The 23,444-nt window shown below is 37.1% G+C and carries 20 protein-coding genes and 1 tRNA gene; 16 read left to right on the top strand and 5 right to left on the bottom strand.

The features are described from left to right. Window positions 1-358: 358 nt before the first annotated feature. From DYE54_RS06750 to DYE54_RS06695, 12 genes are all read left to right on the top strand, one after another. Complete coding sequence (locus DYE54_RS06750; protein WP_218564762.1) at window positions 359-1,381, top strand: sulfate ABC transporter substrate-binding protein; 1,023 nt, start codon at window positions 359-361, stop codon at window positions 1,379-1,381. Between the two features lie 9 nt (window positions 1,382-1,390). Beyond that, the gene (gene cysT / locus DYE54_RS06745; protein ID WP_115310520.1) at window positions 1,391-2,239 is read left to right on the top strand and encodes a sulfate ABC transporter permease subunit CysT; all 849 of its coding nucleotides are present in this window, start codon (window positions 1,391-1,393) and stop codon (window positions 2,237-2,239) included. Between the two features lies 1 nt (window position 2,240). Beyond that, entirely contained in the window at window positions 2,241-3,080 is an 840-nt protein-coding gene (locus tag DYE54_RS06740; protein ID WP_115310519.1) for an ABC transporter permease subunit, read from the top strand. Between the two features lie 32 nt (window positions 3,081-3,112). Beyond that, on the top strand, window positions 3,113-4,192 hold the full coding sequence (locus DYE54_RS06735; RefSeq protein WP_115310518.1) for an ABC transporter ATP-binding protein: 1,080 nt from the start codon (window positions 3,113-3,115) through the stop codon (window positions 4,190-4,192). An 85-nt stretch (window positions 4,193-4,277) separates the two neighbouring features. After that, the gene (locus DYE54_RS06730) at window positions 4,278-5,975 is read left to right on the top strand and encodes an adenylyl-sulfate reductase subunit alpha (protein WP_115310517.1); all 1,698 of its coding nucleotides are present in this window, start codon (window positions 4,278-4,280) and stop codon (window positions 5,973-5,975) included. Beyond that, on the top strand, window positions 5,959-6,273 hold the full coding sequence (locus tag DYE54_RS06725) for a 4Fe-4S dicluster domain-containing protein (protein ID WP_115310516.1): 315 nt from the start codon (window positions 5,959-5,961) through the stop codon (window positions 6,271-6,273). Before DYE54_RS06730 ends, DYE54_RS06725 begins: the two co-directional genes overlap by 17 nt. Window positions 6,274-6,302: 29 nt before the next feature. After that, window positions 6,303-7,202: a sulfate adenylyltransferase subunit CysD gene (gene cysD / locus DYE54_RS06720; RefSeq protein WP_115310515.1), complete on the top strand. Its 900-nt coding sequence runs from the start codon at window positions 6,303-6,305 to the stop codon at window positions 7,200-7,202. Between the two features lie 31 nt (window positions 7,203-7,233). Further along, on the top strand, window positions 7,234-8,922 hold the full coding sequence (locus tag DYE54_RS06715) for a sulfate adenylyltransferase subunit 1 (RefSeq protein WP_115310514.1): 1,689 nt from the start codon (window positions 7,234-7,236) through the stop codon (window positions 8,920-8,922). Window positions 8,923-9,307: 385 nt separating this feature from the next. Continuing rightward, entirely contained in the window at window positions 9,308-10,588 is a 1,281-nt protein-coding gene (locus tag DYE54_RS06710; protein WP_115310513.1) for an FAD-dependent oxidoreductase, read from the top strand. Further along, window positions 10,585-10,866 carry a ferredoxin family protein gene (locus DYE54_RS06705; protein WP_115310512.1) on the top strand — a complete coding sequence of 94 codons (282 nt, stop codon included), beginning with the start codon at window positions 10,585-10,587 and terminating at the stop codon, window positions 10,864-10,866. Before DYE54_RS06710 ends, DYE54_RS06705 begins: the two co-directional genes overlap by 4 nt. Before the next feature lie 14 nt (window positions 10,867-10,880). Continuing rightward, complete coding sequence (locus tag DYE54_RS06700; RefSeq protein WP_115310511.1) at window positions 10,881-11,681, top strand: electron transfer flavoprotein subunit beta/FixA family protein; 801 nt, start codon at window positions 10,881-10,883, stop codon at window positions 11,679-11,681. A 14-nt stretch (window positions 11,682-11,695) separates the two neighbouring features. Further along, window positions 11,696-12,703: an electron transfer flavoprotein subunit alpha/FixB family protein gene (locus tag DYE54_RS06695; RefSeq protein ID WP_115310510.1), complete on the top strand. Its 1,008-nt coding sequence runs from the start codon at window positions 11,696-11,698 to the stop codon at window positions 12,701-12,703. A gap of 282 nt (window positions 12,704-12,985) precedes the next feature. Here the strand turns inward: DYE54_RS06695 and DYE54_RS06690 are convergent. Next, window positions 12,986-13,076 (bottom strand) — tRNA-Ser (locus tag DYE54_RS06690). A 198-nt stretch (window positions 13,077-13,274) separates the two neighbouring features. Here DYE54_RS06690 and DYE54_RS06685 point away from each other — a divergent pair. Next, complete coding sequence (locus DYE54_RS06685) at window positions 13,275-13,985, top strand: DUF554 domain-containing protein (RefSeq protein WP_115310509.1); 711 nt, start codon at window positions 13,275-13,277, stop codon at window positions 13,983-13,985. A 5-nt stretch (window positions 13,986-13,990) separates the two neighbouring features. Here DYE54_RS06685 and DYE54_RS06680 read toward each other — a convergent pair whose 3' ends face one another. Both DYE54_RS06680 and DYE54_RS06675 read right to left on the bottom strand, forming a co-directional pair. After that, window positions 13,991-14,557 (bottom strand): folate family ECF transporter S component, encoded by a 567-nt coding sequence (locus tag DYE54_RS06680; RefSeq protein ID WP_115310508.1) that lies wholly within the window; start codon window positions 14,555-14,557, stop codon window positions 13,991-13,993. A 308-nt stretch (window positions 14,558-14,865) separates the two neighbouring features. Next, window positions 14,866-16,050, bottom strand: coding sequence for an SAM-dependent methyltransferase (locus tag DYE54_RS06675; protein ID WP_115310507.1), 1,185 nt, complete (start codon window positions 16,048-16,050; stop codon window positions 14,866-14,868). A 538-nt stretch (window positions 16,051-16,588) separates the two neighbouring features. Here DYE54_RS06675 and DYE54_RS06670 point away from each other — a divergent pair. Further along, a complete protein-coding gene (locus DYE54_RS06670; RefSeq protein ID WP_115311103.1) occupies window positions 16,589-17,839 on the top strand; it encodes an SLC5/6 family protein in 1,251 nt (416 codons plus the stop codon). 52 nt (window positions 17,840-17,891) lie between these two features. Here DYE54_RS06670 and DYE54_RS06665 read toward each other — a convergent pair whose 3' ends face one another. Together DYE54_RS06665 and DYE54_RS06660 are read right to left on the bottom strand one after the other, a co-directional pair. Beyond that, window positions 17,892-18,698 (bottom strand): MerR family transcriptional regulator, encoded by an 807-nt coding sequence (locus tag DYE54_RS06665; RefSeq protein WP_115310506.1) that lies wholly within the window; start codon window positions 18,696-18,698, stop codon window positions 17,892-17,894. A 159-nt stretch (window positions 18,699-18,857) separates the two neighbouring features. Then, complete coding sequence (locus tag DYE54_RS06660; protein ID WP_115310505.1) at window positions 18,858-20,375, bottom strand: alanine/glycine:cation symporter family protein; 1,518 nt, start codon at window positions 20,373-20,375, stop codon at window positions 18,858-18,860. Between the two features lie 188 nt (window positions 20,376-20,563). On the opposite strand from DYE54_RS06660, the gene DYE54_RS06655 reads away from it, so the two are divergent. Further along, on the top strand, window positions 20,564-21,757 hold the full coding sequence (locus DYE54_RS06655) for a trans-sulfuration enzyme family protein (RefSeq protein ID WP_115310504.1): 1,194 nt from the start codon (window positions 20,564-20,566) through the stop codon (window positions 21,755-21,757). A 165-nt stretch (window positions 21,758-21,922) separates the two neighbouring features. After that, the gene (locus DYE54_RS06650) at window positions 21,923-23,377 is read left to right on the top strand and encodes an alanine/glycine:cation symporter family protein (RefSeq protein WP_115310503.1); all 1,455 of its coding nucleotides are present in this window, start codon (window positions 21,923-21,925) and stop codon (window positions 23,375-23,377) included. Window positions 23,378-23,444 lie beyond the last annotated feature (67 nt).

Raw genomic sequence — 23,444 nt, 5'->3', positions numbered from 1 at the left:
TGATATATAATCTATTAAAAATATGAGAATATATATCAGTTAAAAGATTAAAGTTATTAGATTGAATTTTATATTATAGGAAGATATGTTCATATCCTATTGACAATGTATGATTTAAAACGTACAATTACAGACAGCTTTATGTTTACGTGATATGTGCGCTTTAAATACCTGCTAAAATTATAGGAATTAACAATTAGGAATTTTAATAGAGCCTAATACAGTTGATTATATTTTTATAATATATCGGGGAAGCAGGTCATATGAAGCCACGCCATGTTTGAGAAAGAAGCAAGTTAGATTAGTTCAATGGTGTACTAATCCAAAAGAGAGAGTTAAAAAGATTGAAGGTATGTTTATGAAACGAAGAGGCTGGTATTTACTTCTCTCCGTTGGCATAGTGGGGGCTATGTTATGGGGCACGGAATATGCATTTTCATCGCACGAAGAAGAAGCGGTGACAACGTTAACCAATGTGTCTTATGATCCTACGCGGGAGTTTTATGAGGCCTATAATGCTGATTTTGCGGCATATTATAAAGCCCGTACTGGCAAAGATGTAGTAATCCATCAATCTCATGGTGGCTCTGGTAATCAAGCTAGAGCTGTAGTGGAAGGGTTTGATGCCGATATTGTAACCTTGGCGTTAGCACAAGATGTTAATTTACTGCAGAAGGTTCATTTATTAGATCCTAATTGGGAATCTGATTTACCAAATTATTCGGCACCTTATACATCGACCGTTGTATTTTTGGTGCGTAAGGGGAATCCATTACAGATTCATGATTGGAATGATTTAATTAAACCGGGCATTCGGCTAATTGCACCAGATCCAAAGAGTAGTGGCGGCGCTTGTTGGATTTTCTTAGCGGCCTATGCTTATGGAGCGGGGACATCGGATGATGACACACAGGCAACGAAATTTGTGAAACAGCTATATGAAAATGTAGCCGTTATGGATGCTGGTGCGCGTGCGGCTACAACGACTTTTGTAGAAAATAAGCAGGGTGATGTATTGTTGGCTTGGGAAAATGAAGCCAAACAAATTTTAGCTCATTATCCTGGTGAATATGAAATTGTTATGCCCTCTGTATCAATCGTGGCTGAACCTAGTGTGGCTGTAGTAGCAGAGATAGCTAAAAAAAGAGGCACTTATGAAATAGCTTATGAGTATTTGAGCCATTTATATGAACCTAACAGTCAACGATTAATTGCTAAATATGGGTTTAGACCAACGGATTCGACTATTATGGCTGAAGTGGCTAATGAGTATCCTATGCCACAACGGATGGTTACCATTCGCGATTTTGGTGGTTGGTCTGCTGCGTATGAGCGTTTCTTTATTGATGGTGCCCTATTTGATACCATTCGGGATGAATAGGAGGGCCTTATGAAAGAACAAACATTAAATGGTAAACAGCCTCGTTTATTGCCAGGTTTTGGCTTAACGCTAGGCGTAACATTAACTATTTTATCTATCATTATTATTTTGCCAGTAGGGACAATTCTCGGGTATGCCGTGCAAATTCCACCGACAGTTTTTTGGCAAATTATTACTAAGCCTGTGGTATGGCATGCATTTGCTACGAGTTTAATAACATCCTTTATAGCCGCGGCCATTAACTTAGTTTTTGGTACGTTGTTAGCTTGGATTTTAGTCCGCTATACCTTTCCAGGACGGCGTTTTATCGATAGCCTGATAGAATTACCGTTTGCCTTGCCTACGGCGGTGGCAGGGATTACCCTTTCTAAATTATATTCTGAGTCAGGCTTATTAGGTAGTACGTTAGTACAATGGGGTATTTCTCTCGTTTATACGAAAATAGGCATTATTATTGCCTTAGTCTTTGTAGGTATTCCCTTTGTAGTTCGTTCTGTAGAGCCTGTATTGGCTAAATTAGATGGTTCTTATGAAGAAGCGGGTGCTGTTTTAGGGGCTAATAACTTTACAATTTTTCGGCGTATTATTTTGCCTGAAATTCTACCTGCTGGATTAGCCGGTTTTGCTCTAGCTTTTGCCCGTGGCCTTGGCGAATATGGGAGTGTGATTTACATTTCAGGGAATAGTGCTAAAGCACAAACACAGGTTGTTTCCTATGTTATTATGCAAAAGTTAAATTACATTGATTATGAAGGGGCTACAGCTATGGCGCTACTTTTGCTTGTTTTGGCGTTTCTAATTTTGCTTAGCGTTAACTTATTACAGTTACGTCAGGCTAAACGGTTAGGAGGTCGATAAGATGAAGCAGTCAAAGTTAGTGGAATATAGCTTGATTAGCCTAGGCTTTTTATTTGTTATTTTGATGCTCGTCTTTCCATTGGTAACAGTAGTGGCTAGTTCGTTAGCACAGGGCTGGGATTTTTACATAAAAGCCATTACAACACCATACGTAGTATCAGCCTTAGGGCTGACGTTAGTAGCGGCCTTATTAGCTGTATTAGTGAGTGGTCTATTTGGTCTTTGTGCTGCGTATAGTATCGGTAAGTTTGACTTTAAAGGCAAACAAGTATTGATGACCTTAATCGATGTGCCATTTTCTATTTCACCAGTAATCGCTGGGTTAGCTTTTATTATGGTATTTGGTCGCATTGGTTGGGGATATGGAATCTTAGATAGCATTAATCAGTGGCTAGGTACGAATTGGCGCGTTGTGTTTGCTTTGCCAGGCGTATTTTTAGCGACTATCTTTGTTACGTTGCCTTTTGTATTTCGTGAAGTCATTGGCGTTATGCATACAAGGGGGCGGGAAGAAGAAGAGGCGGCTGTTTTGATGGGTGCTTCTGGAATGACCGTATTTTGGAAAATTACCTTTCCACAGATAAAATGGGGATTTCTATATGGCGTTTTGTTATGTGCAGCTAGAGCCTTAGGTGAGTTTGGGGCCGTTGCAGCAGTATCAAAAGTGCGCGGTAGTACCTTTACGTTGCCCTTAGAAATTGATGCTTTATATATGTCTGGTTCAGCTACGGGTGTAACGGCAGCTTTTGCAGCATCGTCTATCTTAGTTATTTTATCTATTCTATTATTAATTTTACGGGCCTATGTAGAACATAGAGTAGGTCATAAAAACATTACATAACTTTGGGAATTGAGAGAGTTTGAGGTGATGAGATGGAAACAATAACGTCTCAATATGTAGCAATGGAAGGTATTTATAAACAATATGGCAATTATGAAGCCTCCAAAGATGTAAATTTTCATATCACAGAAGGTAAAATTGTGGCTCTCTTAGGGCCTAGTGGTAGTGGTAAAACAACAATTTTACGGATGTTGGCAGGCTTAGAACATCCTGATCAAGGTGATATTTATATTGCTGGTAAACGAGTGAACTCCATTGTGCCGGCTAAACGGGGAATTGGTTTTGTTTTTCAGAATTATGCATTATTTCGTCATATGACTGTTTTTGATAATATTGTCTTTGGCCTTACAGTACAAAAAGAAGATCCGAATATTATTAAAAAACGGGTGTTAGAATTACTTGATTTAGTAGGGTTGGCTAATTTGCAAGATCGCTATCCTGGTGAATTATCGGGCGGTCAACGGCAACGTGTGGCCTTTGCTAGAGCTTTAGCACCAAGACCTGATGTACTGCTCTTAGATGAACCCTTTGCAGCTATCGATGCTAAAGTTAAGCATGAGTTGCGACAATGGTTAAAAGCAACCATTAAGAAGTCAGGCATTACTAGTATTTTTGTAACACATGACCAAGAAGAAGCGGTAGAATTAGCCGATGAAATTATTGTAACGAATAATGGGCGCATTGAGCAGATGGGGACGCCAGAAGAAATTTATGGCCAACCAGCGACGCCTTTCGTGGCCGGCTTTATGGGCAAGGCCAAAGGGATTATGCATTATGAAACGTTGACAGGTTTTGAACGTGAAGAGGGGTTTGAATGGGCCATTATTCGACCTGAATTTGTTGCTGTTTTTAAAGCGGATGCTGACCATGAAGATAAAAGTGCAGTAGAACAAGGTGTGGTAGAAACCGTGGCGTTTCAGGGAACGCGCCTTAGTATGCGCATTCGTATAGGTGAGCATTTGATTGAAGCGGAACAGCCGATTGAAGCGGCCTCCTTTACAGTGGGTGAATCAGTGCAAGTATTAATTTATCGACTCTTTTTATGTAGTAATACAGAGGTTCACATTGTAAAAAATAAAGCACTCGAAGCAGGCCAGATATTTTATATTTAATGGTCTTTATAGAAGGTTAGGCCATAAGGTGTGTAGAGAGAAATGTTTCAAATATAATTATAGGAAATTAGGTGGGATAGTCAGTATGAAGTTTGAGAAACGAGAGCGAATTGATACGGATGTGCTTATTATTGGCGGAGGCACAGCGGGTTGTTATGCAGCGCTTACGTTGCAAAAGGAAACAGAGGCTAAGGTTTTAATCGTAGAAAAAGCAGCCATTCGTCGTAGCGGTTGTTTAGCAGCTGGTGTGAATGCTCTTAATGCGTATATTGTGAAAGGCCGTAAACCGCAGGATTATGTGGACTATGCCACAAAGGATGCAGCTGGTATTGTGCGGCAAGATTTGTTGTTATCCATGAGTGAGCGACTTAATGGAGTCACAAAAGTGTTAGAAGATTTAGGCCTCGTGATTCTAAAAGATGCCAATGGTGATTATATGGCAAGAGGGAACCGTAATATTAAGATTAATGGTGAAAATATTAAACCTCTTTTAGCTGATGCTGTCTTACAATTGTCAAATACAACTGTTATGGAACATGTTATTATGACTGATTATTTAGTGGAAGATGGTGAAATTAAAGGAGCCGTAGGTTTTTCCTTGCGAAATCAGGTAGCCTATGAAATTTATGCACCTTATGTAATTTGTGCGACCGGTGGGGCGGCTGGTTTATACAGGCCTAATAACCCTGGCTTTTCACGACATAAGATGTGGTATTCGCCCTTTAATACAGGGGCTGGTTATGCTATGGGGATTCAGGCTGGTGCTGAAATGACAACCTTTGAAATGCGTTTCATTGCTTTGCGTTGTAAAGATACGATTGCTCCTACAGGTACGATTGCCCAAGGGGTGGGGGCTAAACAGATCAATGCTGATAGTGAAGTGTATGAAACGAAATATGGCCTTACTACATCACAACGTGTTTATGGCACTGTTAAGGAAACGCTAGATGGTCATGGTCCTTGTTATTTAGCAACTGAAGGGATTACCAGTGAGCAAAATATGGATCTATTAAAGGCATATCTTAATATGGCACCAGGTCAAACGTTGAAATGGCTAGAATCAGGTAAAGGGCCACAACAACAGAATGTTGAAATTGAAGGAACAGAACCATATATTGTAGGTGGTCATACAGCGAGCGGGTATTGGGTTGATACCAATCGTGAAACGACTATACGCAATTTATATGCAGCTGGTGATGTAGCGGGTGGTTGTCCTCAAAAATATGTAACAGGGGCCTTGGCTGAAGGGGAAATTGCAGCATTAGCGATTGCTAAGCGTTATAAGGAAGCTAAGGGAGGACCTATTAGCGTTTCACCAACACTCAAAGCTAAAGCCCAAACTTATTTAGCGGCCTATGACACATTCTTAACAGGGGAGGCGCCTTTATATACAACGGAACAATTAGAAGAGGCAATGCAACGTACGATGGATAGCTATGCAGGAGGTATTGGGGCATATTATCGATTTAATAGTAAACAATTAGCGAAGGCGAAGGCTCGTATTGAAGAGTTACAAATTATGACTCAATCTTTGAAGGCTCATAGTTTACATGATTTATTGTTTATTTATGAATTAAAAGAACGATTGGTAGTTTGTTTAACATTGATTGCTCATTTAGCAGCGCGTAAAGAAACACGTTGGCATAGTTTTGCAGAAAACTTAGATTATCCGGAAACGAGTGAAGAATGGCTCTGCTATGTGAATTCAGTAGCAACTGATAAGGGCATTGAAATTCGACAACGGCCATTGGTGAAGGAGGATTATTATGAGCATCAGAATTGATCAAAGTACCTGTGTTGGTTGTCAGCGTTGCGTTAATATTTGTCCTGGGAGTTTGCCCGCTATGAATGAAGCGGGTAAAGCCTTCATGGCCTATCCTAAGGATTGTTGGGGCTGTATGGCGTGTATTAAAGAATGCCCAGTTGGCGCTATTGCGTATTTCCTAGGTCCTGATATGGGTGGCAAAGGGGGTACCATGAAAGCGCGTCGTGATGGTCATTTTTGGCAGTGGGAATATACATCGGCTACGGGTGAGTCGCAGACTATTGTAGTCAATGCCCAAGAATCAAATCAATATTAAAATAAGAGTTAAAGAGAGAAGGTTGTACTATGAGTGAATACAGTCATTTAGATGAGTTGGAAGCGGAAGCTATATATATTATCCGCGAAGTGGCCGCGCAGTGTGAAAAGCCGGTTATGCTATATTCCATTGGGAAAGATAGTTCGGTTATGTTGCATTTAGCGCGCAAAGCTTTTTATCCAGAAAACCCACCATTTCCGTTTTTACATGTAAATACGACTTGGAAATTTAAAGAGATGATCAAATTCCGTGATGAAACAGCCAAGAAATTTGGTCTAGATATGATTGAATATATCAATCAAGAAGGGGTGGCGCAAGGGATTAACCCCTTTGACCATGGCGCAGCTTACACGGATATTATGAAGACACAAGCTTTGAAACAAGCTCTCAATAAATATGGCTTCACGGCTGCTTTCGGAGGCGGGCGTCGTGATGAAGAAAAATCACGGGCTAAGGAACGTATTTTTTCTTTCCGTAACGCTTCTCATGGTTGGGATCCTAAGAATCAGCGCCCTGAAATGTGGAAATTATACAATGCTAAAATTAATAAGGGGGAAAGTATCCGCGTATTCCCTTTATCAAATTGGACTGAAAAAGACATTTGGCAATATATTAAACGAGAAAATATTGATATTGTATCCTTATATTTTGCGAAAGAACGGCCTGTAGTCTATCGTGATGGCAATATTATCATGGTAGATGATGATCGTTTCAAATTACGTCCTGGTGAAAAAATTGAACAGAAAAAAGTCCGTTTCCGTACCTTAGGTTGCTACCCGCTAACAGGGGGTACCGAATCTGAGGCCACTACCTTAGATGAAATTATTGAAGAAACTCTATCGGCTGTTTCCTCAGAACGTACGACTCGTGTTATTGATAGTGAAGCGGCGGGCAGTATGGAACGCCGTAAACGAGAAGGGTATTTCTAAAGTAGGTATTGGGATAAGAGAGGATATAATCATGAAAGGACTTTTAAAATTTATTACTTGTGGTAGTGTAGATGATGGTAAATCAACACTGATTGGCCACATTTTATATGATGCTAAATTATTATATGCAGACCAAGCGAAAGCATTAGAACTAGAAAGTAAAGTAGGCAGTCGTGGCGGTGCTATTGACTATTCTTTATTATTGGATGGCTTGATGGCTGAACGTGAGCAGGGGATTACGATTGATGTAGCCTATCGTTATTTTACGACGGATAATCGTAGTTTCATCGTAGCTGATACACCAGGGCATGAAGAATATACTCGTAACATGGCAGTGGGGGCTTCTTTTGCTGATTTGGCGATTATTTTGGTCGATGCCTCTCAAGGTATTTTAGTACAAACTCGTCGCCATGCTCGGATTTGTGCTCTTATGGGGATTGAATCTTTTGTGTTTGCCGTCAATAAAATGGACTTGGTAGGGTATAAGGAAGACGTATTTCGTAAGATTGAAGCGGATATAGCGAGTCTTGCTAAAGAAGTGGGACTCGTTCATGTACAAGTGATTCCGGTGTCTGCTACTGAAGGCGATAATATTACGACGAAGGCAACAACTATGCCTTGGTATGAAGGGTCAGCGTTGTTACCCTATTTAGAAACCGTTGATGCATCAGGTACCGTAGAAGATGGCTTTTATATGCCTGTACAGCGTGTATGCCGTCCTAATCATACCTTCCGTGGTTTCCAGGGACAGGTAGAAGCTGGGCAGGTTGCGGTAGGAGACACGTTGACTGTATTACCGAGTGGTGAAAGTGCTAAGGTTGAATCTTTATTAGTAGGGTTTAATCAGGTTGAAGAGGCTCAGCTAGGACAACCGTTGACTGTACAATTGGATCGTGAAATTGATGTGTCCCGAGGCAGTGTATTAGTGAAACAAACAGGTATTGGCACAGCCCAAACGGCAAGTGTGAAATTACTTTGGATGGATGATGAGCCATTAGAAGTGGGCAATGAATATTTAGTTAGTTTAGGGACTAAACAAGTGGCGGCCACAGTTACCGATATTCAATACCAAATTGATGTTAATAGTGGGGAACAGTTGCCAGCAGCTGAATTGGGTAAAAATAGTATTGCTCTTTGTACTTTACATTTCCAAACACCTGTTGTTATGGATGAATTCCGCCATCATAAAACCTTGGGCGAATTGATTTTAATCAATCGTGTCAGCAATATGACATCGGCTTGTGGCGTGGTAGAAGCGGTAGGCACAGCAGCGCAACAACATACATTTGAAGGTCATGGTTTGAGTGCTCGTGGTGATGTATTTGATGAATTCTATTATAATGTAGAAGGTCTTAAAGTGGATAAAATTCGCCCTACGCGAACCACGTTCCAAATAGGGGATGCGTTACCAATTACAGGGGCTAGTTATGCGTACCCAACTAATTTTGATATTTTAGTTGTACGTGATAAGGTAGCTATTATAGTTCGTGATGGTCAGTTTAAGGATATGGTAACATTAGCTGATTATACATATAATGATGTACCTGTTGTTAATGGTCGTGGCTTTGCATTACAAGTGAATAGTGCTGAGGATGTAGCTCAATTTATCGTTGAATCAGCTGATGATAGTCTGTCACATGATGGGGCTTGGTATGATAAATGGCTTCGTTTTGAAACGTATCGCAAAATTATTTTCCATGATTCTTTCTGGTCTATTTAATGTGTATTAATTGCTTAGTAAGTTAAGTGTTGTAGCAGTAAAAAAGAGGGTATACCTAAATTAGGTATACCCCCTTTTTGTTTTATTTATAAGGGATGCTAGAGTGTGTGAGACTTTGAATAATATAGAATATATTTAACTATGCAAAAGAGGTATTTTAAAAATGACATTAGAATATATATAATAGTAAGCACGGAGGACAATATCTAAAATTATCAATATATTCTATAGACTTTACATCTAAAATATCTACACCCTGTGAATTATTAGTTAGTAAAGGTGACCGGTTAATGACTGATAGATGCTGAGTCTATTGATTGATAAGGATGACTGTTTGGATTTATTTTGTATTTTTAATACAGTGTAATATACAAGGAGAAACAGCATGGAACGATTTGAAGCAATTGTCGTAGGTGGCGGCTTAGCAGGGGCAGCAGCGGCTTATCGTATGGCTAAAGCAGGTGTTAAGGTACTCTTAGTAGAACGAGGGAGTTATAGTGGTGCTAAGAATATGACGGGTGGTCGTATTTATACCCATTCCTTAGAGACGTTAATTCCTAATTTCCGTGAAACGGCACCATTAGAGAGAAAGGTCACGAAAGAACGGATTTCGATTTTAGAAGGTGGTAAGGCTACAACAGTTGAGTATGAAGCTACACCCACTAGACCAGAGGACGAATCCTATGTCGTATTGCGCGGTGTCTTTGACAAATGGTTAGTAGATCAAGCGGCGGCAGCCGGCGCGGTGGTGGTCAATCGCATTCAGGTAGATGCATTACTCAAAGAAGGAGAAAAAGTAGTCGGTATTCGTTGTGGTAAGGATACAATGTTAGCCGATGTTGTAGTTTTAGCTGATGGCGTTAATTCATTATTAGCTGAACGGGCGGGGTTAAGAGCCCCGATTACAGCCTCTGAGGTAGCTGTGGGGGCCAAAGAAGTCTATACCTTTAATAAAGGGGTATTAGAGGAACGATTGGGCCTTGAAGGGGATGAAGGCTTAGCTTGGCTTTCTATGGGCGATATTACCCATGGTTTAATGGGCGGTGGTTTCCTGTATACGAATAAAAATAGTTTGTCCTTGGGGGTAGTGGTAGGGCTTGAACATATTGGGGAAGCAGAGGCTACCATTGAAGACATGATGAATGAATTTATGAATTATGGGCCGATAGCGCGATTATTAAAAGGTGGCAAATTAGTAGAACGTAGTGGCCACATGGTGCCTGAAGCGGGCTATAAAGCAGTAACTACCTTAAGTGGTGATGGTTTTATTATCGTTGGTGATGCAGCTGGTTTTTGTATTAATATGGGCTATACGGTTCGTGGTATGGATTTTGCTATTGCCTCTGGTATGTATGCCGGCGATGCTATTATTAAGGCGAAGAAATTACAAGACTTTTCGGCCGGAGCCTTACGCTATTACGATATTTTAGTAGAGAATAGTTTCATTGGTAAAGATTTGAAAACATATCGTCACTTCCCAGAATTCTTAAATACGCCTCGTATTTTCCAAAAGTATCCTGCTATGGTCAATGGGATTATGGGAGATGTTTTTACGGTCAATGGGGACGGAGCTAAGCCATTAGTGCCTAAATTATTAAAACGAGCTAATGGTGTCGGCCTTGTTAATTTGGCCTTGGATGCGCTTAAAGGAGGGCGTGCTTTATGATGAATTTGGAAGAAAAATTAGGCGTTAATAAATATCATGTAAATGAAGGGCATCCTCATATTGAAATCATCCATGATTATCCAGATATGAAGGAAAAGATGAAACTCGTTAATGCTTGTCCAGCTGGTTTATATACGCTCAATGATGATGGTACATTAGCCTTTGATTATGCTGGCTGCGTTGAATGCGGTACTTGTCGTGTACTTTGTGGTAACACTATCGTGACAAAATGGGAATATCCAGATGACACGAAGGGTGTAGAATTTCGTCAAGGTTAAAAGGGAGGCCGATTATGGAATTACTCGTATGTATTAAGCAAGTGCCTGATACGTCTGAAATAAAATTAGATCCTGAAACGAATACATTGATTCGTACGGGATTGCCTAGTATAGTAAATCCCTTTGATATGAATGCGTTAGAAGCCGCTTTAAAGGTGAAGGACACCTATCCTGGTACACGCGTATCGGTTATAACAATGGGGCCACCACAAGCGTCAATCGCTTTAAAAGAATGTATTTCTATGGGAGCTGATGAAGCTTATTTAATTACAGACCGTGCCTTTGCTGGGGCTGATACGTTGGCAACCAGTTATACGATTGCACGGGCCATTGCTAAAGTACAGAAGGATCAAGGTAAACCTTTTGATATTATTTTCTGTGGTAAACAAGCGATTGATGGGGATACGGCCCAAGTCGGTCCACAAATTGCTGAGGAATTAGGTATTCCACAAGTTACTTATGTATGTAAGATTGAAGTAACGGATGGGATTGTGCGGACAGAGCGCGAACATGAAGAAGGCTTTGAAGTATTAGATACGCCCGTACCTATGTTGATGACGGCGGTGAAAACGTTGAACGAACCACGGTATCCAACGCTTCATCATTCAATTCGGGCTACGCAGTATGAAGTAAAGTTGATTACGGCAAACGATATGGAAACAGATCCTAAACGATTAGGTCTACAAGGGTCGCCAACGCGTGTACGCAAGGTGTATAGCCCGCCGATGCGTTCAGCTGGGACAATGCTTACTGGCCCTGTTACGGAGTCTGTAGAGACGATTTTAGGCGTTTTACAACAAAAGGAACTTATCTGATTGCATAAGGAGGTATTACGGTGTTTGAAGAATATACAGGTGTTTATGTAATTGCCGACTGCTTTGATGGGCAGGTGCGCAAAGTAACCTATGAACTCATTGGTCAGGCCCGCCTTATTGCTGATCAGCTTAATGAAGAAGTACATACATTGATTTTAGGGGCACAGGTAGCCTCGCAGGCACAAACTTTAATTGAATATGGTTCTGATCATGTGCATGTATTTGAACATCCACTGTTAGCGCGGTATTCAACGGATGGATATACAAAGGTGATTACAGATTTCTTTGGTCAAAATAAACCAAATGTAATTTTAATCGGCGCTACTAATGATGGCCGTGATTTGGCGCCCCGTATTTCTGGACGTATGAAAAATGGTGTTGTAGCTGACTGTACCATTTTGTCTGTTAGTCAATCGGACGGGTTGGTAGAGTGGACAAGACCGGCTTTAGGGGGCAATATTTTAGCTGAAATTATTTGTCCTGAACATCGACCACAAATGGGGTCTGTTCGTCCTAATGTATTTAAAATGCCAGAGCGGATAGTAGGACGTACGGGTCAAATACATCAAGAAACAGTAACGCTTGCGGACAGTGATATTCGTAATCGTTTTGTAGAAATGATTAAAGTTGATTTAAATGAAGTGAACATTGAAGAGGCTGAAATTGTTGTAGCCGGTGGTCGTGGCATGGGGTCACCAGCTAATTTCAAAGTGTTGGAAGAGTTAGCTGAGGTATTAGGTGGTGTTCTTGGGGTAAGTCGTCCTATTGTAGAAAAAGGGTGGTACCCATTGAGTCGTCAGATTGGGCAGACCGGTAAAACGATAGCACCTAAACTATATTTAGCCTTTGGGATTTCGGGGGCAATTCAGCATACGGCTGGTATTACTGGTTCTGAAACGATTGTGGCCATTAATACAGATCCAGAAGCAGCTATTTTTAAAGTATGCGACTATGGTATCGTAGGTGATGCGGTAGAAGTGGCTAAGGAAATGATAGCAAAGTTTAAGGTGGCTAAGGGCTAAATACTATATAGTAAAAGAGAGTGCCATAGACATGAGAAACTTACAAATTAAAATTTGTAAAGCTTCTCTTAGCGCAGGGCACTCTTTTTTTGTATAGTTTAAAGGGATTTATAGGACGGAAATTAGATGGAAACTTTGAATATTTACGAATGTTTCTCTCTTAATTGATAATTGAAAGTGTCTAAAAATGAACATAAAAAGACCCCTACTTTCTAGGTGTTTCCTAGTTTTGTAGGGGTTTTGAATACTTTCAACAATTATCAGTTAAAAGTATATATGATATGGCGGAGGATTAGGGATTCGAACCCTAGCGACGGTAACCCGCCCTAACGATTTAGCAAACCGTCCTCTTCAGCCTCTTGAGTAATCCTCCATATCTAATTACTAAAATATCATATCATTTGAATTAGTGATTTGTCAAGATTATGAAGGTATATTTTTATCATCATAGCACAATTATAAAAACAAACAAACTCTGATGTTATCTAACAGATGTATGTGCTATAATCAATTAATATTAAACCGATGCAAGTATTTTTGTATCGTATGTTATGAAAAAAGGAGAGATAGTATGCCTGGCGTAGGAACTTTGCTTAATATGTTAATCATTGTAGTCGGGGGGCTCATTGGGTTAACAGCACGTAATTATTTGGATCGGCGTTTACTTGAAACGTTAATGGCGGCCATGAGTGCTTGTATTTTATTTATTGGTTTTGTAGGGGCCACTAAAGAATCTCTAGTTTTTGTAGATGGTCAGTTGGTGGTCACCAATATTATGATGTTGGTCATGACATTCATCATTGGTACGGTTATTGGTGAAATTTTAGATTTAGATAAAAAATTAGAGCAATTTGGTGCTTGGTTAAAGGTAAAAAGTAAAAATGAAGGTGAGGGAGGGTTTATTGAAGGCTTTTTAACGGCCTCTTTTACAGTGTGTATTGGTGCTATGGCGATTATTGGCTCCATTAAAGATGCCTCAGGTGACCCCACCATTCTACTGGCAAAAGCGATGATGGATGGTATTGTAGTTATGATTATGACGACTACATTGGGAAAAGGCTGTATGTATTCAGCAATTCCTGTTGGTATAGTGCAAGGCTTAGTGACTTTGTTAGCCTTTTTTATTACACCATGGCTAACGGAGCAAGCGCTTAGTAATATTTCCTTTACTGGATCCATTATGATTTTTTTAGTAGGGGTTAATTTGTTGTGGGATAAACGGATTCGCATTGCCAATATGTTGCCAACCCTCATAGTAGCTGCTTTATGGGCTTGGTTGTAATATACTTATCGTATAGTTGATGTTTCGGGCGTAATTTCATCTGTGCTGCTAGACTCTTTTTTATAATTAAGGGCGGGGATAATACGGCCTAATGTTTTATATACGGCAAAAAATAGACCGATTTCAATAGGATAGCAGATAATATTTTTAATGAGGCGGCCCATAAAAATAGCAGAGGCCGCTTTTTGATAAAAAATCACAAGCCATAAGGTATTAAGGCCTAAATGAATGATGACTGTAATAATGAGGAAGGGTATAGCTACTCGTTTCAAAGTAATAGGCTTTTTATATAAGAAGTGGCCAAAGGTATAGCCAACTAAAAATTCAGAGAGCATAAACCCAGGGAAGAATACGCCTTGCCCAAAGAGGAGCATACCGATGAAACAAGCAATCGCAGCCATAATACCAGCCCGAATGGGGCCATGCATAACGGCAAAAATAGCGGTAGAGAGAAATCCAAAGGTAATATGAATAAAGGTAGTATGAATCGCAAAAACATAAGATAATAGCACAGTAAGAGCGATAAAAAGACTAGTTTGGGTAATTAAAGCGATGGACGATGTTTGTTTCATGGGAGCCTCACTAATTAGAAAAATAATAAATGAAGTTTTAGTATTTTGATTATTAAATCACACGATTCTATTATATAAGGGCCTATATGATGTTAGCAAGTTATTATTATAACTATTTGTAATGTATATTTGAAAATCTGAAGAATCATTAATTTAGTATAGCGTAGATAATAATGTGCCTATAGAAAAGACTGCTACTATAGGCGTTACTGATGCTTTTTACATAGGCAATCAGTCGTGCTATAGTAACAGTCTTTGGCAGGAATTTATAATAGGTGGGTAATTAGTTATGAATTTTTAATACTTGTTTAATACCAGCGTGTAATTGGTAAGTTATTATTAATACCTTTGGTTGCTAAAATTTGATGTAAGTCCATCATGCCATTAGCAAAGGCAGCGGCACAACCGTTGAGGTATAAATCCCACATGCGGATAAAACGTTCATCAAATTTTTGACGAATTGTTGGTAATTGGGATCGGAAATTTTTATCCCATTCGAGTAAGGTCATATTGTAATGCATACGAAGATTTTCTACATCTAGTACATGGAAATTATCGTCCGTTATATCGGCAATCATTTCACGGAGGCTAGGTAACATGCCACCGGGGAAGATATATTTACTCATCCAAGCATCTCCGGGTTTTTCATCCATACCGCTGATGAAGTGAAGGAGGAAAACACCACCATCAACGAGTACAGAATCGACGCAGTCATTAAAGAGTTGATAGTTTTCACGACCTACATGCTCGACCATACCAACGCTAACAATACGATCAAATTCAAGACCTGATTTTGGTAAATCACGGTAATCCATGAGTTTAACTGTTAAATAGTCTTCCAAGTGGTTGTCTTTAATGCGTTCTTGAAATTTTTCATATTGTTCATGACTGAGCGTAATCCCAGTGCCCTTAATTTTATACTTTTTAGCAGCTTCAATGAGCAAGAACCCCCAACCGCAACCGATATCAAGGAGACGTAAGCCTTCTTTTAAATATAACTTATCTAGAATGCGATGGATTTTATTCATCTGCGCTTCGTAGAGGGTATCGCTTTCTTTTTCAAAGTAGGCACAGGAATACTGCATAGTTTCATCAAGCCAGAGGGAATAAAAATCATTGCCAATATCGTAATGGCTTTGTACTTCTTCGGCTTGATGTTTTTTTGTTAGTGGGTTATGCGTTAATTTGCTTAGTACGTCGCCAGCGGTGGAGAATTGATCCATCTGACCAAGAAAATGGTTGAGTGCGAAGTATAAATCGCCTTCAATTTCTAAATTGCCGTCCATGTATGCCTCGCCAAGAGCGATGGATGTGCTGGCTACGAGTTTGCTAGCAGGAATAGGTTCTTTCATATCTACGGTAAATAGAGGAGTCCCTTCACCAATTATATATTCATTATCTTTAAATTTTACTTTAAATGGATTGGCATCAAATCGTTTTAAGAAACTTATCATCGCCTTCTCTTCTATTTTTTCGCTTAAATTGCCTAACATTATTGGGCGCCTCCTTATTAAAAATTTAACTATCTTGTTTTTATATACTAAAACTATCATTTTGAAATGTCAAACAGTTTAGCAGTTTTAATATGTTATAACAGATATTTGAAATATAAATAGATAAATAAAATGTTAAAAATTATTGTTTAAAATAATTAATAATACCCTCTCCTATAAGTGTTATTGTTACAGGTGAGGGTATTGAAAGGTTTAGATGTATTTTATTGGTTTATGGAATAAGTTTATTAGTGATAGAATATAATAAGTTAGACAATTATAGGAGTTCACGAATTGTTAAATGATAAATTTTGTAAGTAAAAGATAACAGCCGTGAATTAAATTTAATTCACGGCTGTTAGAAGTAAAAGTTTAATATATGTGGTTAGAATAATTATTATTCAAAAATTAAATTTTGTGTCATAATACATAAAGGACAGAGGAGGCTTTAATGGAAAAAGAATTAGAAATTGATTCACAGTTGTCATTTGAGGAAGGTAAGACTAACTGTGTTAATATAAAAAACTTGCACTCAGATATGACAGAAGCAGAGTGGAAGGAAGCCATTCGCTTTGATATTACTGACTGGGGTTGGATTATTATGAGTATTGGTATGGCTATTGGTGCTGGCATTGTGTTTTTGCCCGTGCAAGTGGGATTAGTTGGTGTGTGGGTATATTTGTTGGCCGCAGCTATTGGCTATCCTGCCTTATATTTATTTCAACGTTTATTTGTTAATACATTAGCTGTTTCACCAGAATGTACAGATTATCCATCGGTTATTTCTCATTATTTAGGAAAAAACTGGGGGATTTTTTTAGGCGTCATTTATTTTATCATGATTGTCATTAGTATTTTTGTTTATTCCATATCGATTACTAATGATAGTGCCTCTTTTTTACATTCATTTAATATTACAGATTCTATATTATCTAGCAATCCTTATTATGGCTTAGGGGTTATTTGTTTATTGGTAGCTATTGCAGCACAAGGAGAAAGAATTTTATTCAAGATTAATACAGCGCTTGTATTAACAAAGTTATGTGCTATTTTAGTTTTGGGATTAATTATGGTTAATCATTGGGATGTTAGTAATGTTTCAAGCTTACCGACTATAAAAGAAGCATTATACCAAGCATTTACTATGTTGCCATTGACGTTAACATCTATTTTATTTATTCAGACGTTAAGCCCTATGGTTATTTCATATCGCTCTCATAATAAATCTATTGATGTAGCTTGGCATAAATCTTTACGAGCTATGAATATTTCATTTGCTGTTTTATTTATTACGATTTTCTTTTTTGCTATTTCTTTTAATTTAGCTATGAACCAAGGGCAAGCGATTATGGCAGCGGAGCAAAATATTTCAGCATTAGCCATAGCTGCTCAGGAAATGGATGGCGATACAGTTCGAATTCTTAGTTTGTTATTGAATATTTTTTCTATTATGACTGCATTCTTTGGTGTGTTTTTAGCATTTAAAGAATCTTGTCAAGGGATTGCTCTTAATGTATTAAAACGGATATATGATGAACAACGCATTAATCGAAAAGCTATCGCTATGGGCACGTTAGTATTTGGTGTTTTAGTAGCTTGGGGCGCTATTATTTTAAATATTCCTGTTTTACGATTATTAACTTGGATGGGCCCTATCATGGGGATTATAGGTTGTTTTATACCTACCTACTTAGTTTATAAATTAGATTTTTTAGCACGTTTTAGAAGTCCTACCTTATTATTTATTGTAGCAGCAGGTATTTTGTTGACTGTTTCACCATTTGTTTAATTGAGTAGAAGAATATGAAAAAGGGCAATTAAATATTTAGTTGTGAATGTAATTAATTTTTATTTTTAGGAATAAAAATTTGGATTTCGTAAGGGCATTGTGAATACTCATATAAATTATCTTCGTATTCATTTGCTAGGACTAGTTTTGGTTTTATTTGATAGTCTTTAAAATATAGCTTGGCTTCATGTGGATTACATTCTTCAGAGAGTATTCTTGATGTTAGACAAAAAAAGTCCCCACTAGGAATCTTTGTTAAAAATTGGGATTTTATAGATGGCCGCTCTTTTATAAACATTCCAATATGTGTAGGCGTTAGATTTCCAGAGATAAAATCTTCATATTTGAAAACAAGTGTAAACTGACGTTTAAAGATTATATTTTTTAAACGTTCTGAAGAACGTAATTTTTGTAAACGAATATGGTAGTCCTCCTTGTTTTCGTGTGGCTTAATTTTTGTTATTAAAAGATATCTTGTGTCTATATGCTTTATACATGATTTTTCTATATTTTGACTATGTATAAAATAATTTTGGTACCATTGAATCATATCGATAGTATTTTTTAAATTTTGCATTTGAGCTTCTAAAGAGTTCTTTTTTTCACCAAGCATTGTAACTAATTTGTCGATATCATTTCGTAAAAAGATTCCTCTTATTTTATTAAGCGAAAATCCAAATTTTTGTAAATATTTGATGCGGTCAATAATATGGAATTGTTCATATGTATAGTATCTATATCCTGTATTTGGGCTAATGTATTGAGGTTCTACTAATTTTATATTTGCATAATAACGTAAAGTCTGAACAGAAACCCCCATAATTTTTGATACTTCTCCAATAGGATAAAACTTTTCCATATAATCACCTTTTTATAAAAATAGAAGAAATAATATATGTTTATTTTAGCTCTTTTACTTTATATTGTATAGATTTTATCATAAAAAAGAAGAGAGTGAAGTTAAAATTAAAGTATTTTCTTCACTCTCTTTTTAAAGGAGTTTCTGAGGATGGTTCGATTATCTGTGGGAATGAGCGGCTATATCAATTTCACGAGCTTTATTACGAATAGCTTCTTCTTGTGCAAATACTTTTGGATCATCTTCGTAGAAAACGAAGAAGTTTGGATTAATATTACCAATTCCCATATAGCGAGCTTTATAGTCTTTAAATAAGGTCCAAAATTTTTTTCTAAGAATTAGTAGACCTAATAAATTTGTTGCTACAGGTGCAATCAGTGTAATATTAACAATTGTCCAAAATAGGTCTGGTCCATTTCCTGTATATACAATTGAACCAACAATAATAAGATTTGGCAGCGGATATATTAGTTTGAAAATTTTTACGAGTTTATCTCTAAGAATAGGATGAGATCTAAATCCATGATTGATAATTGCTACATAAAAACTAAACCAGCCACTAGTAACAGTAATACCAAATAAAATTGCAACAATGCCTAAGAATATATCTCCACCAAAGCCAAAGGCAGTTTCAAATGCAGCAATACTAAGAGAAGCTCCTGTGATTCCTGAATTCCATACGCCGGTTGCAATAACGCAGAGGGCAGTTAATGTACAAACTATCATAGTATTAACAAAAACATCAAATGAAGCCCAAAGTGCTTGTTTTACAGGATGTTCTGTTTTAGCAGAGCCGTATATGAAGGGAGAAGATCCTTGACCAGCTTCATTAGCATTTATAGAACGTGCAACACCATCACCGATTACTTTGGATATTGTTGCGCCAACAAATCCTCCTGTTGCGGCAGTCCCTGTGAATGCATCATGGAAAATGAGATAAAACATATGAGGAATATTTTGAAAATTGAACAATATTAAGAATAGACAACCAATTAAATACAATAGACATTTAAAAGGAGTAGCATATTTTTCAAAAGTGGCAATACCTGGAATTCCATGATAAATAACATAATAGAGTAATGCAGTATATAATACAGTAACAATCATAGGATGAATTCCAAAACTTGTATTTAAAATTTCTGAAATAGTGAATACTTGGGAGCCCCCTAAAAATTGGGCAATAAATCCAGTACCAAATAGAACTGCTAATGTAGTACCAAATTTAGAATGATTTAATTCTCTTGCGATACCTTTTTCAAGCATGTAAGTACCACCACCATAGTATTCACCTTTTTCGTTTTTACTGCGATAATAACAACCTAATGTGGTTTCTACCATTTTAACCATCATTCCGAAAAATGCCCATAACCACATCCAGAAAACTGCTCCGGGACCACCAGTTGCAACTGCAGTAGCAACGCCACCAATAGTCCCCATGCCAACATTCCCACCCACAGATATACAAATTGCTTCAAATGGGGAGACAGTACCTTCGGTTTTTTTGTGGGCATCTTTTTTAAACATACTTAAAAATGTATTGTTAAAAATATGACCAAAATGAACAATAGTAAAAAATTTTGAACCAATTGTAAAATAGGCTCCTACAAAAATTACGAATGCAATAAACGGAATGCTCCAAAAGAAGTCGTTTATTGAATTGAGTACATGCGCTAACATATACATACCTCCTATCGGTTTTCACTTCACGTTATACAAATGCATTTGTTTACTGTGCTCATGATAAACCATATAGTTACAATAGAGTCAATGAAAGTGGATGAGAATAAATTTATTGACTCTCTCCTTACTATAGAGAATATACTTGAATTACGTTAAACCGATAACCCTAAAAAGGAGGAAGTAATATGTTTAAAGTAACAGAAAAAAATTTTAAGTTTGGTACTGATGTATTATCTAAAGGAATTTATATTAACGAACCCGCCACTAATCCAGAAGCAACGCCAATTTATATGACAACAGCTTTTAATGTGGAAGATTTAGATGATTTACAAAAAAGATATGATGAACATGGTTTTTGTTATAATAGAAATAGGAATCCTAATCGCAGTGCTTTAGTTGAATTAATGTCATATGCTGAACACGGTGAGGATTCAATTATTTGTAGTTCGGGGATGGCAGCAATTTCAACAGCTATTATATCTAATTTAAAGCAAGGCGATCATATTGTTTCTGATATGACTTTATATGGTGAGACTATTGATATTTTTACTCGTGTATTAGAGCATTTTGGAGTAGAGACTACTTTTGTTGATTTTACTGATACAGAATGTATTAAGGCTGCAATTCAGCCTAATACTAGAATTTTATATACAGAAACGGTTTCTAATCCAATGATTACGGTCCCTAATTTAAAAGAAATAGCAGATATTGCTCATAATAACAATGCAATTTTTATTGTTGATAATACATTTATGACATGTGTACAGTGTCGTCCGTTAGACTTTGGTGCAGATATTGTAGTGAATAGTTTGACAAAATTTGCTAATGGTCATAGCGATGCTGTTTGCGGTTCTGCGACAGGAAAGATGTCTTTGATAAAAAAAGCCTATGAATTGCAGGTATTATTAGGAACTCAAGCTGATCCATTTTCATGTTGGTTAGTTCAAAGGGGATTTAGAACTATTGAATTAAGATTGAAACAACAAGCTAAAAATGGTGAAGCCTTAGCAAAGGCTTTAGAAAAAAGCCCTTATGTATTGAAAGTTAATCACCCAAGTTTAATAAATCATCCACAACATAAACTAGCTATGGAACAGTTTAATGGATTTGGTGGAATGTTAAGTGTGGAATTGCCTGAAGATAGAGATAAAATGAATAAGTTTATGAGATCATTAAGCTTTGCTCATTATGCAATGACTTTGGGAGGATATAGGACTACATTATCTTATCCAGTTATGTCATCTCATTATGATGTACCTAAAGAAGAAAGATTAAAGATGGGAATTACAGATGGACTACTTAGAGTATCTTGTGGAATTGAGGATACAGATGATTTAGTTAATGATTTTTTGAATGCATTAGAAATTGCATATAAATAGTTAATTGCGCGATTCTGTTATTAAGTAAGCAGAGTTATAGCAAATAGATATGTTATAGCTCTGCTTATTATTATATTTAATGCTATAACTTTAAATCATGATCATTATTCTTGGTAAGGTTTGAATGATATTGTCAACAGCATAAACACCTAAGGGGGTTAAAATATGCTATACAACATTATTATAAATACTAATTCATTCCTTTGGGGATGGCCTTTTATGATTTTTATTATATCTATTGGTTGTTATTTTATGCTTTTGAGTCGCTTTTTTCCTGTTCTACATTTTTATCATATTATTAATCAAACTATTTTTAGTCTATGGGATGATAAGTCAAAGGAAAACTATAAGAAGAGAAAAGGGACTATATCGCCTTTTGAATCTGCATGTATAGCTATTGGTGGGGCTGTTGGTTGTACTTCTATTGGTGGTGTTGTCACTGCAATTGCTACAGGTGGCCCCGGTGCGGTTTTTTGGATGTGGTTATGGGCATTATTAGGAATGGTAATAAAATGTGCTGAAACAGCACTAGGATGTTATTATAGATATAAAAATGAAAAAGGAGAATATTATGGTGGCAGTGTATATTTTATTAGTGACGGGATTGGCGGGGATTTACATTTCCCAAGAATAGCAAAATATTTAGCGTTATTATTTTCATTTGGTTTTGTGGCACAATTTTTAGGAGGGTCGCAAGTATTTACTATTGCAGAGATTTTAAATAGATCTTTTGGATTTGATATGATAACAGTCACGATAATTTATTCATTGGCATTATTTTATATTATATTTAAAGGTGTCCCTAGAATTGCTTCTTTTGCTGTTAGAGTAGTTCCTTTTATGTGTATTGTATTTATATTAGCTGGGTTGATAATTATAGCTGTTAATCACCAAAATATATCATATGCATTTTATTTGATATTTTCTTCTGCTTTCAATGATAGTGCACCTATAGGTGGATTCACTGGTGCAGTGCTTTCACAGACAATTGCTGACGGTGTAGCCCGTTCAATTAATTCGAATGAAGCTGGTCAAGGATCGAGTCCTTTAATTTATGGTTCAGCAGATACTGTGCATCCAATACGTCAAGGCCTTTGGGGAAGTTTTGATGTATTTATTAATACAATAGTAATAAGTACTATTACGGTTTTAGTCGTATTAGTAACTGGAGTTTGGAATTCTGGTCAATTTGGAGCAACTCTTACTATTATGGCTTATGAAAGTGTCTATGGATATTCTGGTGTGGTATTAATTGGAATTGTTGCAATTTTATTTGGATTAACTACTACTACTGGATGGTTTACTTATTATGTATCAGTAATTCAATATGTTTTTAAAGATTATCCTAAGATCAGGGATAGAGTAATTTTGATATTAAAGTTTGCATATCCAATTCCAAATATAGGGATTGTATCTTCTATAATTCTTACGGGAAATGGACCGGATTTATTTTGGGCTTTAGTTAATATAACTCTTGTTTTACCTGTAGGCTTTAATTTATGTGCACTATTTATTTTAAGAAATAAATTTAGGGAATTATTAGGGGATTATAAGGCACGATATTTAGGTATTGGAAAAGTTAATCCCGATTTTAAAATATTTAGGAATACTAGTAGCTAATGATTTGAGAAATAGCTTATTTTTGTTAATTTATTTTATCGTATGATGTTATTGCTTTTTATTTATT

It is taken from the genome of Veillonella criceti (assembly GCF_900460315.1).
Lineage (GTDB): Bacteria > Bacillota > Negativicutes > Veillonellales > Veillonellaceae > Veillonella_A > Veillonella_A criceti.
This window is presented reverse-complemented; position numbering and strand designations above follow the sequence as displayed.

What these genes read in the sequence shown, in the direction of transcription:
- DYE54_RS06750 (WP_218564762.1), top strand. Translation starts at nt 359, where the DNA reads ATGAAACGAAGAGGCTGGTATTTACTTCTCTCCGTTGGCATAGTGGGG.
- cysT (WP_115310520.1), top strand. Translation starts at nt 1,391, where the DNA reads ATGAAAGAACAAACATTAAATGGTAAACAGCCTCGTTTATTGCCAGGT.
- DYE54_RS06740 (WP_115310519.1), top strand. Translation starts at nt 2,241, where the DNA reads ATGAAGCAGTCAAAGTTAGTGGAATATAGCTTGATTAGCCTAGGCTTT.
- DYE54_RS06735 (WP_115310518.1), top strand. Translation starts at nt 3,113, where the DNA reads ATGGAAACAATAACGTCTCAATATGTAGCAATGGAAGGTATTTATAAA.
- DYE54_RS06730 (WP_115310517.1), top strand. Translation starts at nt 4,278, where the DNA reads ATGAAGTTTGAGAAACGAGAGCGAATTGATACGGATGTGCTTATTATT.
- DYE54_RS06725 (WP_115310516.1), top strand. Translation starts at nt 5,959, where the DNA reads ATGAGCATCAGAATTGATCAAAGTACCTGTGTTGGTTGTCAGCGTTGC.
- cysD (WP_115310515.1), top strand. Translation starts at nt 6,303, where the DNA reads ATGAGTGAATACAGTCATTTAGATGAGTTGGAAGCGGAAGCTATATAT.
- DYE54_RS06715 (WP_115310514.1), top strand. Translation starts at nt 7,234, where the DNA reads ATGAAAGGACTTTTAAAATTTATTACTTGTGGTAGTGTAGATGATGGT.
- DYE54_RS06710 (WP_115310513.1), top strand. Translation starts at nt 9,308, where the DNA reads ATGGAACGATTTGAAGCAATTGTCGTAGGTGGCGGCTTAGCAGGGGCA.
- DYE54_RS06705 (WP_115310512.1), top strand. Translation starts at nt 10,585, where the DNA reads ATGATGAATTTGGAAGAAAAATTAGGCGTTAATAAATATCATGTAAAT.
- DYE54_RS06700 (WP_115310511.1), top strand. Translation starts at nt 10,881, where the DNA reads ATGGAATTACTCGTATGTATTAAGCAAGTGCCTGATACGTCTGAAATA.
- DYE54_RS06685 (WP_115310509.1), top strand. Translation starts at nt 13,275, where the DNA reads ATGCCTGGCGTAGGAACTTTGCTTAATATGTTAATCATTGTAGTCGGG.
- DYE54_RS06680 (WP_115310508.1), bottom strand. Translation starts at nt 14,557, where the DNA reads ATGAAACAAACATCGTCCATCGCTTTAATTACCCAAACTAGTCTTTTT.
- DYE54_RS06675 (WP_115310507.1), bottom strand. Translation starts at nt 16,050, where the DNA reads ATGTTAGGCAATTTAAGCGAAAAAATAGAAGAGAAGGCGATGATAAGT.
- DYE54_RS06670 (WP_115311103.1), top strand. Translation starts at nt 16,589, where the DNA reads ATGACAGAAGCAGAGTGGAAGGAAGCCATTCGCTTTGATATTACTGAC.
- DYE54_RS06665 (WP_115310506.1), bottom strand. Translation starts at nt 18,698, where the DNA reads ATGGAAAAGTTTTATCCTATTGGAGAAGTATCAAAAATTATGGGGGTT.
- DYE54_RS06660 (WP_115310505.1), bottom strand. Translation starts at nt 20,375, where the DNA reads ATGTTAGCGCATGTACTCAATTCAATAAACGACTTCTTTTGGAGCATT.
- DYE54_RS06655 (WP_115310504.1), top strand. Translation starts at nt 20,564, where the DNA reads ATGTTTAAAGTAACAGAAAAAAATTTTAAGTTTGGTACTGATGTATTA.
- DYE54_RS06650 (WP_115310503.1), top strand. Translation starts at nt 21,923, where the DNA reads ATGCTATACAACATTATTATAAATACTAATTCATTCCTTTGGGGATGG.